The sequence below is a fragment of the Paraburkholderia sp. J12 genome, from assembly GCF_905220215.1.
Classification (GTDB): Bacteria; Pseudomonadota; Gammaproteobacteria; order Burkholderiales; family Burkholderiaceae; genus Paraburkholderia.
On record NZ_CAJMZC010000013.1, the window covers coordinates 115,625 to 131,959 of the forward strand.

Here is a 16,335-nt window from a genome sequence, read left to right on the forward strand (position 1 = left end):
GAGGCGGCCCCCGCGACGCGCGACGCCAGGCAAACAGAGGTCAATACATGTCGATTCTGATCAACAAAGACACCAAGGTCATCACGCAGGGCATCACCGGCAAGACCGGTCAGTTCCACACGCGCGCCTGCCGTGAATACGCCAACGGCCGCGAAGCATTCGTCGCGGGCGTGAACCCGAAGAAGGCCGGCGAGGACTTCGAGGGCATTCCCATCTACGCGAACGTGCGTGACGCGAAAGAAGCCACCGGCGCGACTGTTTCGGTCATCTACGTGCCGCCGGCAGGCGCTGCCGCTGCGATCTGGGAAGCCGTCGAGGCCGACCTCGATCTCGCGATCTGCATCACGGAAGGCATTCCGGTTCGCGACATGATCGAAGTGAAGGACCGCATGCGCCGCGAAGGCCGCAAGACGCTGCTCCTCGGCCCGAACTGCCCCGGCACGATCACGCCGGACGAGCTGAAGATCGGCATCATGCCGGGTCACATCCACAAGAAGGGCCGCATCGGCGTCGTGTCGCGTTCGGGCACGCTGACGTATGAAGCCGTGGCGCAGCTGACCGCGCTCGGCCTCGGCCAGTCGTCGGCGGTCGGTATCGGCGGCGACCCGATCAACGGTCTGAAGCACATCGACGTCATGAAGATGTTCAACGACGATCCGGATACGGACGCCGTGATCATGATCGGCGAGATCGGCGGTCCGGACGAAGCGAACGCTTCCCACTGGATCAAGGACAACATGAAGAAGCCGGTGGTTGGCTTCATCGCGGGCGTCACGGCGCCTCCGGGCAAGCGCATGGGCCACGCCGGCGCGCTGATCTCGGGCGGTGCGGACACGGCCGACGCGAAGCTGGAAATCATGGACGCGTGCGGCATCAAGGTCACGCGCAACCCGTCGGAAATGGGCCGTCTGCTGAAGTCGATCCTGTAATTTTCGAAAATCGCCGGCGCCCGCACGGCACGTCGATGCGGGTAGCCGGCGTTTTTTGATATGCTTGCGGAATCCTTTCACGAGGTTTCCGGACAAAAGCGAGGGAGCCAGTCATGGCCCCTCGCTTTTTTATCGGTCCCTGGATCTCTCAATCCGGCCCGTCAAGCCGCCCCATCACATGTTCGAGTTTCTCGCCACGCTCCACTGGGGCGCTGTTCTTCAGATCATCGTCATCGACATCCTGCTTGGCGGCGACAATGCCGTCGTGATCGCGCTCGCGTGCCGCGATTTGCCGGCGAAGCAGCGCATGCGCGGCATCCTCTGGGGCACGGCGGGCGCCATCGTGCTGCGGGTCGTGCTGATCGCGTTCGCCGTCGTGCTGCTCAACGTGCCTTTGCTCAAGTTCGCGGGTGGCCTGCTGCTGCTGTGGATCGGCGTGCGTCTCCTTGCGCCCGCGCATCTCGAGCACGCCAACGTCAAGCCCGCCGACAAGCTCCTCGGCGCGATCAAGACGATCATCGTCGCCGATGCCGTGATGAGCGTCGACAACGTGGTGGCGATCGCGGGAGCCTCCGAATCGGCGGATCCCGCGCACCGGTTCGGGCTCGTGATCTTCGGCCTTATGGTGAGCATTCCGCTCATCGTGTGGGGCAGCCAGCTGGTGCTGCGATTGCTGGACCGCTATCCCGTGATCGTCACGCTGGGCGCCGCGCTGCTCGGCTGGATCGCGGGCGGGCTGATCGTCAACGATCCGGCCGGCGACCGCTGGCCACTGCTCGACACGCCGCTCGCCGAATACGGCATGTGCGTGGCGGGCGCGGTGTTCGTGGTGCTGGTGGGGTATGCACTCAAGCGCCGCAACGCGCGGCGTGCGCAGCCCGCGAATTCGCATTGACGGCAAGACGATTGCACTGAAATCTGCATTGAAACCCGCATTGAAATCGAAAGAAACGCCCGCGCGGCCTATGCCATTCGGCTGACTGCCGCGAAGCCGGACGCGTCGATACGATCAGAACGCCTGCTCGCTGTTGTGAGCAGGCGTTTCTTGTTTCAGGAGCCCTGATGATGATCGTATCCGTTCTCGCCACCAGCCTGCCTGCCGTTACTTCGGGCGGGTTCTTGTTTCAGGCGTCTTCGCGTCTTGCCGCGCTGGCTTCGGCCAGGTTTGCGCGGCTGGTGCGTCGTTTTTCATCCCGTCTTGCCCCCCATGGGTTCACGCTGATCGAGCTGATGATCGTGCTCGCCATCGTCGGTGTGATTGCCGCCTATGCCATTCCCGCCTATCAGGACTACCTCGCGCGCAGCCGCGTCGGCGAGGGACTCTCGCTCGCGTCTTCGGCGCGGCTCGCCGTCGCGGAAAACGCGGCGAGCGGCAACGCGTTCTCGGCCGGCTACGCCACGCCACCGGCCACGCGCAACATCGAATCGTTGCAGATCGACGACGCGACCGGTCAGATCACGATCGCGTTCACCACGCGCGTCGCGCCGTCCGGAAGCAATACGCTCGTACTCGTGCCCTCGGTACCCGATAACGCGGATGCCCCCACCGCGCGCGTCGCGCTCGCGCAAGGCAGCATGCAGTCGGGCACGCTCACGTGGGAGTGCTTCGCGGGCGGCAAGACGGGCTCCTCGCTGGGCGCGCCCGGTGCCGGCCCGGCGCCGGTGGAAGCCGCAACCCTGCCGTCGAATCTCGCACCGCCGGAGTGTCGTGCCTGAAGGGGTGTGACGGCGTGTGAGGCGTGAGGTAGGAAAGCGCCGCACAGGCAGCGGATCGTCACGCGTGGATGCAGGATGACGCGCAGGTTGGGAACGTGCGCCGCCGTGACAGGCGGCGCACGATGCAAGTGAAGGCGCAGCGACACGGATCGGGCGACAAAAACCGCAAACCGGTGCCGCTGCAACAGCCGCAGCCGCAAATGGCGAGCAAAGTCTTGTATAGTGCGCCGGTTGCTGATGCCCCCGCTTACCCATGCCCTCCAATTTTGCGCGCTATCTTACGTTCTTCTTGCTGGCTGTCGCGTTGACGCTGCCTTATGCGGTCGTTGGCCACACGTACCCCATCCCGACGTTCTATGCCGAATACGTATCCCTGACGTTATGGCTGCTGGTCGGGGCGTCGGTCGTGATGCTCACGCTATCGGCGCGGCCCCCGATCGAATTCGCCTCACCCGCCGTCGCGCTGGTGCCGTTCGCGTTCGGTCTGCTGCTGGTGGTGCAGATCGTCGCAATGCCGGTAGCGCAGCCTTCGCTCAACTGGCTGGGTGCCGGCTACCTGCTGGCGGCCCTGATGGTGACTCACGCGGGCTACGGCATTGCGCGTGCGCGTCAGACCGAGACGGCGATGGTCTGGGCCGCCGCGGCGCTGATGGTAGGCGGGATGTTTGCCGTGTTTTGCCAGGTCGTGCAGCTCTTTCACCTCGAAGCGAAGGTCACGCCGCTCGTCGTCGCCTACAACGTTACGGTCGATCGCCGTCCGTTCGGCAACATGGCGCAAGCGAACCACCTCGCCACCTATATCGCGTTCGCAATGGCGGCCGGGCTCTTTCTCGTGCAGACCCGTCGGCTCTCGCTCGTGGTGTGGGCCGTGCTTTCCGCGGTCTACGCCGGCGGCCTCGCACTGACCGTTTCGCGCGGGCCCTGGCTGCAGATGGGGGTGATCGTCGTTGCCGGGCTGTGGATCGCACTCGCGCTCGCGCGTCGCCAAGGCTCGCTGGCAGGCGGGCGCAGCCTGCGCAACTGGCTCCTGCCGCTCGTGCTGCTTGCGATCTTCATTGGCTTGAATGCGTTCGTGCGCTGGGCCAACGTCCACTATCAGCTGCAGCTCGACCAGTCGGCGGCCGACCGCTTCAAGGACGCAGGCCAGATCGCGCCGCGCATTGCCCTGTGGCGCTACGGCATCGCGATGTTCAAGCTGCATCCGCTGCTCGGCGTAGGCTGGGGCGATTTCCCGATTCACCAGTTCGAGCTCGCGCGCGCGCTCGGCGGCGTCGAGATCGCGAACAACTCCCACGACATCTTCATCGATCTGCTCGCGAAAACGGGCGTGATCGGCTGCGCAATCGTGCTGCTGGGTCTGATCGCGTGGTTCGTGCGGGCGCTGCGCGTGCCGCATACGCCCGAGCGCGTGTTCGGTTTCATGTTGATCGGCGTGCTGGTCATGCATGCGCTGGTCGAATATCCGCAGCAGTACATGTTCTTCCTGCTGCCGGCGATGTTCGTGTTCGGCATCCTCGAAACGAAACCCTTGCGCGCCGTGCCGCGCGGGCTGTCGTTCGGCGCCTTTGCGATTGTGGTGTTCGGGGGGATTGCGTCGCTGTATCCGATCCTGCGCGACTATCATCGCGCCGAAGTGCTCTATTACGGCGAGCATCCGGCCGATGAGTACCGCGACGCGCCGTCGTTCCTCTTCAGCGCATGGGGCGACTACGGCATGGCCACGCTGATGCCGATGAATGCGGCGAATCTCGGCGCCAAGCTCGCGGCGCACCAGCGCGCGATCGCGCTGCTGCCGGGAGAGACCGTGCTGCGGCGCTACGCGGTGCTGCAGGCGCTCGACGGCGATACGGCGGGCGCGCTGGATACAGTCGCGCGGCTGAAGATCTTCTCGACCGAGCTGCACGACTGGCCGGCCCAGCAGGCTTCGCTTTATGGCTTGTGCGATGAGCAGCCTCAACTCAAGGACTTCAAGGCCGAGCTGGTGAAGCAGTACGGCGTGCCGGCGAAGGCGGTCGACGAGGACGACGACGATTCGGACGATTGATGGCCGGACGAGGCCGGCTGCCGGGCGGTCGACCTCACAAAGTCATCGCCGGATCACAGTTCGGAGTACTTCGTGGCCTTGCCTCGTGCCTTGTCTGCCGGATAGCGTTCGGCATTGAGCTTGAGCTTCTCGGCGGCCGCATCGAGCAGGTTGAATCCGGCTGTGTTGGCGGTCAGCAGCAGGTAGAGGAAGACATCGGCGCATTCGTGCCGGAGGCCGCGAAGCTGCTCCGGATCGCGGAGCAGGGCTTCGATTTCCGCGTCGGTTTTCCACTGGATCGTTTCGAGCAGTTCCCCGGCCTCGATGCTGGTGGAGACGATCAGGTTGCGCAGCGTATGGAACTGCTTCCAGTCGCGCTCGTCGCGAAACGCCAGCACCTGTTCGAGCAGTTCGTCGATCGTCATATTCCTTTCCCGTCGAGCGGACAAGGTGCGCGGCGCGTCAGCCTTGCGCCACCCAGTCTCCGGATTTCCCCCCATGTTTCTCCATCACCTTCACGTCGGTGATGGTCATGCCGCGATCCACCGCCTTGCACATGTCGTAGACCGTGAGCAGCCCCACCTGTACGGCGGTGAGCGCTTCCATCTCCACGCCCGTGCGGCCGAAGGTTTCCACCTGCGCCGTGCAATGAACGCCGGGCAGCGTTTCGTCGAGCGCGAAATCCACCTTTACGCGCGTGATCGCAAGCGGATGGCATAGCGGGATCAGATCCGAGGTGCGCTTCGCGCCCTGGATGGCGGCGATGCGTGCGACGCCGATCACGTCGCCTTTCTTCGCCGCGCCGTCGCGGATCAGCGCGAACGTGGCGGGCAGCATATGGATGGTGCCGCGGGCGACGGCAATGCGTTTGGTCTCGGCCTTGTCGCCGACATCGACCATATGGGCGTCGCCGGCCGCATCGAAATGAGTCAGTTCTGGCATGGTGGGCTCTCAGTTGCGGTTGCCATCATAGCAGCGCGGTGGGCGGGCGCCGGGCGTGAAAGTCGCTTAATCGGCTTTGGGCGCCGTGCCGTTTGCCTCTGCCGCCGCTGCCTTTTCCGGGCTCGCCACGAAGGCAAAACGCGCAGGCACATCGCCACGCAGGATCGGCGCGATGGGCAGCACGGCGTCGGTGCGCCACGCGAAAGTGCCGCTGCTGCCGTCTTCGGCGAGCGCGGCATGATCGGTGAAGAGATCGAGGTCGTGATCGTGGAGCAAGGCCACGCGCGGCGGCTGGGCATCGGCGAACAGCACCGATCCCGCTTCATCCACCCACACCTGAGCCGGCACGAACGGCTGCCCGGCCTGGTCCGCCAACGCGAGCACACCGTTCGCATCGGCGGACAGCCGCACGACGAGCGGTGTGTACTCCAGTTCGACGTACACCCGCTGTGGGCCGTTCTGGAAATACCACTGGCCGCGCGCATCGCGCTCGTAATTGCGGTTGATGAAGCCGATCAGCGCCTCGTGCCGGATCGCCGTACCCGCGGCGCCGGCGGCCTGGTCGGTCTCGTCGCGCAGGCGCCAGTGGCCGCGCGCGTCGAGCCTCAGCCAGCCGGTGCAATGGGGGACGTTGGGCCAGCGCGCGAGCGCCTGCTTGACGAGTTCATCCATGGGAAACGAAGTCCGAAAGCCAGCGGGTCACGCGCTGAGCGAGCCAGCCGAAACGGCCGGGAAACGGTCCCGTCATGAAGCCGACATGGCCGCCGTGGTCGGGCTGTTCCAGTTCGACCGCGGCGCTCACTTCATGACGGCCGGGCAGTGCATGGCCGGGCAGGAAGGGATCGTTGCGCGCGTTGAGCACGAGCGTCGGCACGGCGATCTCGCCAAGGAGCGGCCGGATCGTCGCCTGGGTCCAGTAGTCCTGCACGTCGCGAAAGCCATGCAGGGGCGCGGTGACGACGTTGTCGAATTCGCCCATCGTGCGGCTCGCGAGCATGGCTTGCGCATCGAAGAGGCCCGGATACTGTTCGAGCTTCTGCATCGCCTTGATCTTGAGCGTCTTGAGGAAGCTGCGCGTATAGACCATGCCGAAGCCATGCGAGAGCATTCTGCCGCCCGCATGGACATCGAGCGGCGCCGAAATCGCGGCTGCGGCCGAGACGATCGCTGCATCTTCGCGCTGCTGCGCGAGCCAGTGCAGCAGCACATTACCGCCGAGCGAGACGCCCGCCGCCACGAGTGGACCGCGATGGTGCGCGGCGAAGCGGCGCAGCATCCAGTTCACTTCGTTGGCATCGGCGAGGTGATAGAAGCGCGGCAGCAGGTTGAGCGGGCCGCTGCAACTGCGAAAGTGCGGTACGACCGCGTGCCAGCCGAGCGCCACGGCGGCGCCCGCCATCGTCCGTGCATAGTGCGAGCCCGAGCCGCCTTCCAGGCCGTGAAAGAGCACGAAGAGCGGCGCGTCCGGTGCGGGACGCGGTTGACCCGGCGCGGGTTCGGCCCAGTCGAGTTCGATGAAGTCGCCGTCCGGTGTGTCCCAGCGTTCGCGCCGGTAAAGAGGCAGCGGCGGACGCGAGAAGAGGGCAGGGACGATGGTTTGCGCGTGCGCGCCGGGCAGCCAGAAGGGCGCACGGTAGGCGCCTCGCGCCGTGGGTGGGAGGGTTTCGATGACTGCTGCCGTCGCTCGCGTGTCGGCGGATGGGTCCCCGGTCGTGCTCATGACGGCGCCTAAAGGTGTCTCTGGATGACTCAGAGGGCGTATCAGTGCAGCGCGCCCTGGCCGTGGCGCAGCTTGGCGGAAAACTGCGTCGCGGCCTCGTCGGGCATGCGGCTCGCGTGAATATGGGCGATGCGCCATTCGCCGCGCTCGTGAACCATCACGTAGGTCGTGAAGACCATGGCGGGGATGGCGCGCGGATCGACCGGGCGATGCGCCTCCACGATGGCATAGACCACGGTGCCGAGGCTGTCGTACACGCGGATGTCGAGCGGCTCGATCGAGACCGGCGCCGCTTCGAGCTGTGCCGAGAGCCCGCTGCGAATGCTCGACAGGCCGTGCAGATGCGAGCCGTCCGCGCAGATGCAGCTCACGAATTCCTCGTCGATCCACAGCCCCATCAAGCTATCGATGTTGACTTCGGCGACGGCCTGGTAATACGCGTTCAGGGTATCCGCGGCGGCTTCGAAGATGTGGGCAAAACGTGGCATGGCTCGTTGATCTGGTGCGCCGGGGCGCGGGTTGGCGAATCGAGACTGGCGGCGCCCCTTCGAGGCGCATCCGCTAGCGCTGGCCGAGCAGCATGCCGCGCAGATCGCCGAAGACCTGCTCCGGGCTCAGTTCGCGCAGGCAGTTCAGATGCCCGAGCGGGCATTCGCGCTGGAAGCACGGGCTGCAATCGAGATGAAGCCATTGTACCTTTGCGAGTTCCGACAAGGGCGGGGTGTGGCGCGGATCCGTCGAACCGTAGAGCGCGACGAGCGGGCGGCGCAGCGCGGCGGCCACGTGCATGAGACCCGAATCGTTGGTCACCACGGCGTTGGCGCGCGAGATCAGCGCGCAGGCTTCGCCGAGCGCGGTCTGCCCGCACAGGTTGCGCACGTTCGGGGTGCGCTCGGCAATGGCCTGCGCGAGCGGTGCATCCTTCGGCGAGCCGAGGGCGACGATCTGCGTGTACGGGAACGACTGACCCACCATCTGCGCGAGCGCCGCGAAGTGCTCGGGCGGCCAGCGCTTGGCGGGACCGTACTCGGCGCCCGGGCAGAACACGAGGAGCGGCACGCGCGTATCGAGATTGAAGCGTGCGGAAACGCGCGAAGCCTCGTTGGGATCCGATTCGAGGCGCGGCATCGGCAGATCGTCGGGCACCGTGGCGCCGGGCGCCCACGCGAGCGCGGCGTAATGCCGGACCATGGGCGGCCGCTCGTCCTTCGGCGGATTCGCGTGACGCACGTTCAGCAGGCCGTAGCGATTTTCGCCGGTGTAGCCGATACGCAGCGGAATATTCGCGAGCCACGGGATCAGCGCGGACTTGAGCGAGTTCGGCAGCACGTAGACGGCGTCGTAGCGCACCTCGCGCAGGTCGCCGGCCAGTTGCCAGCGGCGCAGCAGTTGCAGCTTGCCGTGGGCGAGGTCGGTGGCGTAGACGTCGCGAATCTCGGGCATGCGCTCGAGTACGGGCGCAACCCATGTGGGCGCGAGCGCATCGATCACGATGCGCGGGTGCAGTTTCACGAGCCGCGAAAGAAGCGGCTGCGCCATCAGTGCGTCACCGATCCAGTTCGGTGCGATTACCAGCGCGCGACGCATCGGGTGTCAGAGTCCGGAAGTGGCAAAGGTTCCGCGCGCCTTGAGCGCGGGAACGCGGTTAGCGGAGAAACGCGCCGCAGGGGCGCGTTGGCGGCGATCGCCCGCGGTCGTGTGACAAGCGTGTAGCAAGTGTGTATCAAGCGGGCGGAGCAAAGCGAAACAAGGGCAGAGGCACGGGGCGGGCGTAAGCGGCACTTTCGCGAAACAAGCATGAAGCAAGCGTTCAAGAAGCGCGAAAAAAAACCGGCGCCGCGCTTGCTCAGTGGCCGCGCACGACCTCGCCCTCGCGCAGCTTGTAGCGCGTGCTGCAGTAAGGGCAGCGCGCTTCGCCATGCGTCACGTCGATAAAGACGCGCGGATGATTGCTCCAGCGCGGCATCGACGGATTCGGGCAATACGCGGGCAGATCCTTGGCCGAGAGTTCGACCAGCGGCATTTCCTTGATTTCGCTCATGAGGACAATTCTCGTAATGCTCGTGTTGTAAAGCCGCGGCCGGGGTGCGCGTGGACTGCGCAAGTCACCGTCGGCGGCAAAGCGCACATTTTAGCGTCATTTGGCGTCGGCACGGAGGCTCGCGGGCGCGCATTGCTGCATCGCACAATCGGTTTATGCCAGCGTTGCCCGGGGCTCAGCCGGCATTTTTTGAAAGCGATATGCAAGCAAGGCGGACGTATTCCTCCGGTTCCCGTAAAAAAATACGACAAAAACGTGAAAAAAATCGCGCAACCCCGCAGCAGCCGCCCAAATACGGGACATTCGCCCGAGGCCGTCTCTGATCGACCTGGCTATCGGCTAAAATACCGATCTCGCAATTCGATGCCGGAGTCTGTCGGGTAACGAGCTGGGTAACGAGCCGCGACCCGAGACAGTGTCAGACCGGATCCCGCGCCGTGCCGCCCGAGCCCCGAAGTGCCGCTTCGCATCGCTTTGCCAACGCCTTCCCACCATCACGCACAGTCAAGTCCATGAACAAGGTTCTGCGTCTCTCCGATCTGATCTCCGAAGGCAAACTCAAGGGCAAGCGGGTGTTCATCCGCGCCGACCTGAACGTGCCGCAGGACGATCACGGCAACATCACCGAAGACACCCGCGTGCGGGCCTCCGTGCCGGCCATCCGCGCCGCGCTCGACGCGGGTGCCGCCGTCATGGTCACGTCGCACCTCGGCCGTCCGACCGAAGGCGAGTTCAAGCCGGAAGACTCGCTCGCGCCCGTCGCGAAGCGTCTTGCGGAACTGCTCGGCCGCGACGTGCCGCTCGTCGCGAACTGGGTCGAGAACGGCGTGAACGTCGCGCCGGGCGAGGTGGTCCTGCTCGAAAACTGCCGCGTCAACAAGGGCGAAAAGAAGAATTCGGACGAGCTCGCCCAGAAGATGGCGCAGCTGTGCGACATCTACGTGAACGACGCATTCGGCACGGCGCACCGCGCCGAAGCCACCACCTACGGCATCGCGAAGTACGCGCCCATCGCCTGCGCGGGCCCGCTGCTCGCGGCCGAACTCGACGCGCTCGGCAAGGCGCTCGGCGCGCCGAAGCGCCCGCTCGTGGCGATCGTCGCGGGCTCGAAGGTGTCGACCAAGCTCACGATCCTCAAGTCGCTGGCCGAGAAGGTGGACCAGTTGATCGTCGGCGGCGGCATTGCCAATACGTTCATGCTGGCGGCAGGCCTGAAGATCGGCAAGTCGCTCGCCGAAGCCGACCTCGTGGACGAAGCGAAGACGATCATCGAAGCGGCGCGCGCACGCGGCGCCTCGGTGCCCATTCCGAGCGACGTCGTGACCGCAAAGGCGTTCTCGCCGACCGCCAGGGCCGAAATCAAGGCCGTGGCCGACGTCGCCGACGACGACCTGATCCTCGACATCGGCCCGCAGACCGCGAAGGCCCTCGCCTCGCAACTGGCGCAGGCCGGCACGATCGTGTGGAACGGCCCGGTGGGCGTGTTCGAGTTCGACCAGTTCGGCAACGGCACGAAGACGCTCGCGGATGCGATCGCCAACTCGGGTGCGTTCTCGATCGCCGGCGGCGGCGACACGCTCGCGGCCATCGCGAAGTACGGTATTCAGGACAAGGTCAGCTATATCTCGACGGGCGGCGGCGCCTTCCTCGAATTCCTCGAAGGCAAGACGCTGCCGGCCGTGGAAGTGCTCGAAACGCGGGCGGCTGGTTAAGTGGCGCCGCGCGCCCCGGCGGCAAAGGCAGCCGCAAAGACGGCCCGTGCGCGCGGTGCAGCGCGCGCGGTGTCCGCAGCGGGGCGCGAGGCGCCCCTGGGCACGGTGACGACGGTGGCTGGCGCACAGGATGCGCCCGGACCGGACGCCACGCATGAAACACCCGCTGTGCCGGCGCTCGCCGGCGCGGCACCGTCCGAAGCGCCGGTGGCGGTGCTGGCGGACGCAGCATCCCCGGCGGCAGCCGGAGGCGCGGCGCGCGATGGCGCGCCGGCGACCCCCGCGCCTGCCGCCCCGACGGCGAACGCCCCCGCGGCGCCGTCACACAAAGCGACGCCGGGACTCACCGGCGCGCGTTCCGGCCATACCGCACGTGCGGATGCGCCGGCCAGCCCGTCTCGCAGCAACGCTTCTTCCAGCGATCCTTTCCAGACGAGGAGATTCATGCATCGCGCCACCAAGATTGTCGCCACCATCGGTCCGGCATCCAGCACGCCGGACGTCCTGCAGAAGATGATTCAAGCGGGACTGGACGTGGTGCGCCTTAACTTCTCGCACGGCACGGCGGACGACCACCGCCAGCGTGCCGAAACCGTACGGGAATGCGCCCGCAGGGCCGGTCGCGAAGTCGCGATCATGGCCGATCTGCAAGGCCCGAAGATTCGTGTCGGCAAGTTCGAGAACGGCAAGACCACGCTCGAGCCGGGCCAGCCCTTCATCCTCGACGCCGAATGCGAACTCGGCAACGACGAGCGCGTGGGCCTCGACTACAAAGACCTGCCGCGCGACCTGAAGCCGGGCGACGTGCTGCTGCTCAACGACGGCCTGATCGTGCTCGACGTCACGCGCGTGATCGGCAGCGAGATTCATACGACCGTGAAGATCGGCGGCGACCTGTCGAACAACAAGGGCATCAACCGCCAGGGCGGCGGCCTCACGGCACCCGCGCTGACCGCGAAGGACATGGAGGACATCCGCACGGCGATGTCGCTCGGCGTGGACTTCGTGGCCGTGTCGTTCCCGAAGAACGCCACCGACATGGAAATGGCGCGCCAGCTCGCGAATATCGCGGGCGCGCCGTACGGCATCAAGCCCAAGATGATCGCGAAGATCGAGCGCGCCGAGGCGATTCCGGCGCTGCAGGAAATCCTCGATTCGTCGGACGGCATCATGGTCGCGCGCGGCGACCTGGCCGTGGAAGTGGGCAACGCCGCGGTGCCGGCGCTGCAAAAGCGCATGATCCGCATGGCGCGCGAGTCGAACAAGCTCGTCATCACGGCCACGCAGATGATGGAGTCGATGATCCACGCACCCGTGCCGACGCGCGCGGAAGTCTCGGACGTCGCCAACGCCGTGCTCGACGGCACCGACGCCGTGATGCTCTCGGCCGAATCGGCAGCGGGCAAGTACCCGGTGCAGACCATCGAAGCGATGGCCGCGATCTGCCTCGAAGCCGAGAAGTCGGAGCAAAGCGAGCTCGACAAGGATTTCCTCGACCGCACCTTCACGCGCATCGACCAGTCGATCGCCATGGGCGCGCTCTTCACGGCTTATCACCTGGGCGCCAAGGCGATCGTCGCCTTGACGGAGTCGGGTTCGACGGCGCTGTGGATGTCGCGTCACTGGACCCACGTGCCGATCTTCGCGCTCACGCCGCGTCAGGGCAGCGAGCGCGCGATGTCGCTCTACCGCAATGTCACGCCGCTGCATCTGGACACGAGCAGCGACCGCGACACGGCGCTCCAGCAGGCGATCGAAGTGGTGGTGAGCAAGGGCTACGCGTCGCACGGCGACATGGTCGTCCTGACCGTGGGCGAGCCGATGGGCCAGCCCGGCGGCACCAATACGCTCAAGATCGTCCGCGTGGGCGACGTGCTGTAACGACGCAGTCCTCAACGCTTCTTCCTGCCCGATCTGTGCACAACGGGGCGGGCGGGGGAAGCGCCTCCTTTGCCGGAGCTGGTGCCAGGCCGGTGTCACATTGGTATCGGACTGGATTCAGGAGGGTGCTATCTGAGCGCCAGTTGAGCACCATTTGCACGACGTTCGGCACGCTTGAGCGCTTTTTCGTCTCCAATGCCGCCGGGTTCCGCGAAGCGCCGCGTGCAAGCTGTCAATCTCTTTTGCACCTGCGTGCCGTTTCTGACGCGTTTGTGACACGCGTTTGCGACACCGACACGCCATTTTCGTGCCAATTACGCGGAAGGTCCCGGGAACGGTGCCGCTTCGCGATAAAATCCCGAAATTGAGCCCGCAACTTGTCACGCGGGCGGCGGCCGCCAGGCTGCCCTCGACCGGCCGCGTCAGATGGCCGGCGAAACGCAGGATTTCGTTTCATATCAAAGGAGTAGCACAATGCCTCTCGTTTCAATGCGTCAATTGCTCGACCACGCGGCTGAACACGGCTATGGCTTGCCGGCGTTCAACGTGAACAACCTGGAACAGGTGCAGGCCATCATGGAAGCTGCCAACCAGGTCGGCGCGCCGGTGATCATGCAGGCGTCGGCGGGTGCGCGCAAATATGCGGGCGAGCCGTTTCTGCGCCACCTGATCGAAGCGGCAGTGGAGTCGTATCCGCATATCCCGGTCGTGATGCACCAGGACCACGGCCAGTCGCCGGCGGTCTGCATGGCGGCGATTCGCAGCGGATTCACCAGCGTCATGATGGACGGATCGCTCGAAGCCGACGGCAAGACGGTGGCATCGTACGAATACAACGTCGAAGTCTCGCGCAAGGTCGTCGAAATGGCGCATTCGATCGGCGTGACGGTGGAAGCGGAACTGGGTGTGCTCGGTTCGCTGGAAACGATGAAGGGCGACAAGGAAGACGGTCACGGCGCCGAAGGCACCATGACGCGCGAGCAGCTCCTGACCGATCCGGAGCAGGCCGCCGATTTCGTGAAGCTCACGCAGTGCGACGCGCTGGCGATCGCCATCGGCACCTCGCACGGCGCGTACAAGTTTTCGAAGAAGCCGACGGGCGACATCCTGTCGATCCAGCGCATCAAGGAAATCCACGCGCGCATTCCGAATACGCACCTCGTGATGCATGGTTCGTCGTCGGTGCCGCAGGAGCTGCTCGCGGAAATCCGCGAATTCGGCGGGGACATGAAGGAAACCTACGGCGTGCCGGTGGAGGAGATCCAGGAAGGCATCCGCCACGGCGTGCGCAAGATCAACATCGACACGGACCTGCGTCTGGCCATTACCGGCGCGATTCGCCGCTCCATGTACCAGAACCCGTCGAAGTTCGATCCGCGCGACTACCTGAAGCCGGCTCGCGAAGCCGCGAAGAAGGTGTGCGTGGACCGTTATCTGGCGTTCGGCTGCGAAGGCCAGGCGGGCAAGATCAAGCCGGTGTCGCTGGACAAGATCGCTGAGAAGTACAAGTCGGGCGAGCTCGCGCAGATCGTTCGCTAACCGGCGAGCGGGAACTCCGCTTAGCCGCCCATGCAGGATCGTCGCCGTTTCCGCCAGTTGGGGAAACGGCGACAGGCTTTTTGATTTACCCTTTGATTTACCCTATTGGTCCGGTTTTCATGCCGGTCCCGCCACGCTTTCATAGCTTTCATAGCGAATCACGACGATGTCTACCCTCTACGAATCCACGCTCCGCTCGCTGCCGCTTCTCGGCCGCGGCAAGGTCCGCGACAACTATGCCGTGGGCAACGACAAGCTGCTGATCGTCACCACCGACCGCCTTTCGGCGTTCGACGTGATCATGGGCGAGCCGATTCCGGGGAAGGGCCAGGTGCTCAACCAGATGGCCGACTTCTGGTTCGAAAAGCTCAAGCACGTCGTGCCGAACCACCTCACGGGTATCGCGCCCGAGACGGTCGTGGCGCCGGACGAAGTGGAGCAGGTGAAGGGCCGCGCGGTGGTGGTGAAGCGTCTCGAGCCGATCCTCGTGGAAGCCGTGGTGCGCGGCTATCTGGCCGGCAGTGGCTGGAAGGACTACCAGGCGAGCGGCGCCGTGTGCGGCGTCGAGCTGCCGCCGGGCCTGCAGAATGCGCAGAAGCTGCCCGAGCCGATCTTCACGCCGGCGGCCAAGGCCGAAATGGGTCACCACGACGAGAACATCACCTACGAAGAGATGGAGCGCCGCATCGGCACCGAGCTCTCGCGCACCATCAAAGAGATTTCGATCAAGCTGTACCAGGAAGCGGCCGACTATGCCGCCACGCGCGGCATCATCATCGCCGACACGAAGTTCGAATTCGGTCTCGACAACCACGGCCAGCTCTATCTGATGGACGAGGCGCTCACGGCCGACTCGTCGCGCTTCTGGCCGGCCGATCAGTACCAGGTGGGCTCGAACCCGCCGTCGTTCGACAAGCAGTTCGTGCGCGACTGGCTCGAAACCCAGGACTGGAAGAAAGAGCCGCCGGCGCCGAAGCTGCCCGACGAAGTGGTCGAGAAGACCTCGGCGAAGTATCAGGAGGCGCTCGAGCGCCTCACCGGCCAGAAGCTGGCTTAACGCGGAACGCGGGTTGGCTTGACGCGGCTGGCTCAATGCGGCCGGCGTAACGGCGCGCACGGCCCACATCAAGGCAGGAAAGGAAGCACATGAGTGAAGTACAGACGGCTCACCAGCACGCGGCGCCGCTCGTCGGCGTGCTGATGGGCTCCAGCTCCGACTGGGAAACGATGAAGCACGCGGTCGCGATCCTCCAGGAGTTCGGGCTCGCGTACGAGGCGAAGGTGGTCTCGGCGCACCGCATGCCCGACGAAATGTTCGAGTACGCGGAAAAGGCCCGCGAACGCGGCCTGCGCGCGATCATCGCGGGTGCGGGCGGCGCGGCGCACCTGCCGGGCATGCTGGCGGCCAAGACCACGGTGCCCGTGCTGGGCGTGCCGGTCGCGAGCAAGTACCTGAAGGGCGTGGATTCGCTGCATTCGATCGTGCAGATGCCCAAGGGCGTGCCGGTTGCGACCTTCGCCATCGGCGAGGCGGGCGCGGCCAATGCGGCGCTCTTCGCCGTCTCGATCCTGAGCGGCACCGACGTCGAGTATGCGAACAAGCTGGCTGCATTCCGCGTGCGCCAGAACGAAGCCGCGCACGCGATGGTGTTGCCGGCGCTGTAAGCGTCGCCGTCGGGGCGGCCGCGATTTCGCCGTGCCGCCTCGACGTTGTAGCGCTGCGTTGCCCCCGGCCTGTCCACGCTGCGCCCTGCTGCGCGGCCAGCCGTGACCGACCTTTGAACTGACAAGAACCCCACGCTCGCCCGGCGCGCTTCCCTGGCGGCCCGGCG

Annotated in this window: 16 protein-coding genes; 9 read left to right on the forward strand and 7 right to left on the reverse strand. The window is 65.7% G+C overall.

Features of this window, described 5'->3' with window-relative positions; all coding sequences use genetic code 11:
* The first annotated feature begins 47 nt into the window (after positions 1-47).
* The 4 genes from sucD to U5760_RS24695 all read left to right on the forward strand — a co-directional run bounded on the left by sucD (position 48) and on the right by U5760_RS24695 (position 4,689).
* Positions 48-929 carry a succinate--CoA ligase subunit alpha gene (gene sucD / locus U5760_RS24680; RefSeq protein ID WP_322014933.1) on the forward strand — a complete coding sequence of 294 codons (882 nt, stop codon included), beginning with the start codon at positions 48-50 and terminating at the stop codon, positions 927-929.
* Between the two features lie 178 nt (positions 930-1,107).
* The gene (locus U5760_RS24685) at positions 1,108-1,824 is read left to right on the forward strand and encodes a TerC family protein (RefSeq protein WP_322014934.1); all 717 of its coding nucleotides are present in this window, start codon (positions 1,108-1,110) and stop codon (positions 1,822-1,824) included.
* Between the two features lie 224 nt (positions 1,825-2,048).
* The gene (locus U5760_RS24690) at positions 2,049-2,645 is read left to right on the forward strand and encodes a pilin (RefSeq protein WP_415914175.1); all 597 of its coding nucleotides are present in this window, start codon (positions 2,049-2,051) and stop codon (positions 2,643-2,645) included.
* Positions 2,646-2,898: 253 nt separating this feature from the next.
* On the forward strand, positions 2,899-4,689 hold the full coding sequence (locus U5760_RS24695) for a PglL family O-oligosaccharyltransferase (protein WP_322014936.1): 1,791 nt from the start codon (positions 2,899-2,901) through the stop codon (positions 4,687-4,689).
* Between the two features lie 53 nt (positions 4,690-4,742).
* On the opposite strand, the gene U5760_RS24700 is transcribed toward U5760_RS24695, so the two are convergent.
* The 7 genes from U5760_RS24700 to U5760_RS24730 all read right to left on the reverse strand — a co-directional run bounded on the left by U5760_RS24700 (position 4,743) and on the right by U5760_RS24730 (position 9,371).
* Positions 4,743-5,093 carry a nucleotide pyrophosphohydrolase gene (locus U5760_RS24700; protein WP_322014937.1) on the reverse strand — a complete coding sequence of 117 codons (351 nt, stop codon included), beginning with the start codon at positions 5,091-5,093 and terminating at the stop codon, positions 4,743-4,745.
* A 37-nt stretch (positions 5,094-5,130) separates the two neighbouring features.
* Entirely contained in the window at positions 5,131-5,610 is a 480-nt protein-coding gene (gene moaC / locus U5760_RS24705; RefSeq protein WP_322014938.1) for a cyclic pyranopterin monophosphate synthase MoaC, read from the reverse strand.
* Positions 5,611-5,676: 66 nt separating this feature from the next.
* On the reverse strand, positions 5,677-6,282 hold the full coding sequence (locus tag U5760_RS24710) for a DUF2946 family protein (RefSeq protein WP_322014939.1): 606 nt from the start codon (positions 6,280-6,282) through the stop codon (positions 5,677-5,679).
* Positions 6,275-7,330 (reverse strand): YheT family hydrolase, encoded by a 1,056-nt coding sequence (locus U5760_RS24715; RefSeq protein WP_322014941.1) that lies wholly within the window; start codon positions 7,328-7,330, stop codon positions 6,275-6,277. The genes U5760_RS24710 and U5760_RS24715 overlap by 8 nt, the downstream gene beginning before the upstream one ends.
* A gap of 41 nt (positions 7,331-7,371) precedes the next feature.
* Positions 7,372-7,818, reverse strand: a complete 447-nt coding sequence (locus U5760_RS24720) for a nuclear transport factor 2 family protein (protein WP_322014942.1) — start codon at positions 7,816-7,818, stop codon at positions 7,372-7,374.
* A gap of 73 nt (positions 7,819-7,891) precedes the next feature.
* Positions 7,892-8,917, reverse strand: a complete 1,026-nt coding sequence (gene waaF, locus U5760_RS24725) for a lipopolysaccharide heptosyltransferase II (RefSeq protein WP_322014943.1) — start codon at positions 8,915-8,917, stop codon at positions 7,892-7,894.
* 259 nt (positions 8,918-9,176) lie between these two features.
* Positions 9,177-9,371, reverse strand: a complete 195-nt coding sequence (locus tag U5760_RS24730) for a zinc-finger domain-containing protein (protein WP_322014944.1) — start codon at positions 9,369-9,371, stop codon at positions 9,177-9,179.
* Between the two features lie 512 nt (positions 9,372-9,883).
* Here U5760_RS24730 and U5760_RS24735 point away from each other — a divergent pair.
* The 5 genes from U5760_RS24735 to purE all read left to right on the forward strand — a co-directional run bounded on the left by U5760_RS24735 (position 9,884) and on the right by purE (position 16,168).
* A complete protein-coding gene (locus tag U5760_RS24735) occupies positions 9,884-11,083 on the forward strand; it encodes a phosphoglycerate kinase (RefSeq protein WP_322014945.1) in 1,200 nt (399 codons plus the stop codon).
* 444 nt (positions 11,084-11,527) lie between these two features.
* Positions 11,528-12,964 carry a pyruvate kinase gene (pyk, locus tag U5760_RS24740; protein ID WP_415914171.1) on the forward strand — a complete coding sequence of 479 codons (1,437 nt, stop codon included), beginning with the start codon at positions 11,528-11,530 and terminating at the stop codon, positions 12,962-12,964.
* 474 nt (positions 12,965-13,438) lie between these two features.
* The gene (fba, locus tag U5760_RS24745; protein WP_322014946.1) at positions 13,439-14,503 is read left to right on the forward strand and encodes a class II fructose-bisphosphate aldolase; all 1,065 of its coding nucleotides are present in this window, start codon (positions 13,439-13,441) and stop codon (positions 14,501-14,503) included.
* A gap of 166 nt (positions 14,504-14,669) precedes the next feature.
* Complete coding sequence (locus U5760_RS24750) at positions 14,670-15,560, forward strand: phosphoribosylaminoimidazolesuccinocarboxamide synthase (protein WP_322014947.1); 891 nt, start codon at positions 14,670-14,672, stop codon at positions 15,558-15,560.
* Positions 15,561-15,649: 89 nt separating this feature from the next.
* Entirely contained in the window at positions 15,650-16,168 is a 519-nt protein-coding gene (purE, locus tag U5760_RS24755; RefSeq protein WP_322014948.1) for a 5-(carboxyamino)imidazole ribonucleotide mutase, read from the forward strand.
* Positions 16,169-16,335: the final 167 nt, after the last annotated feature.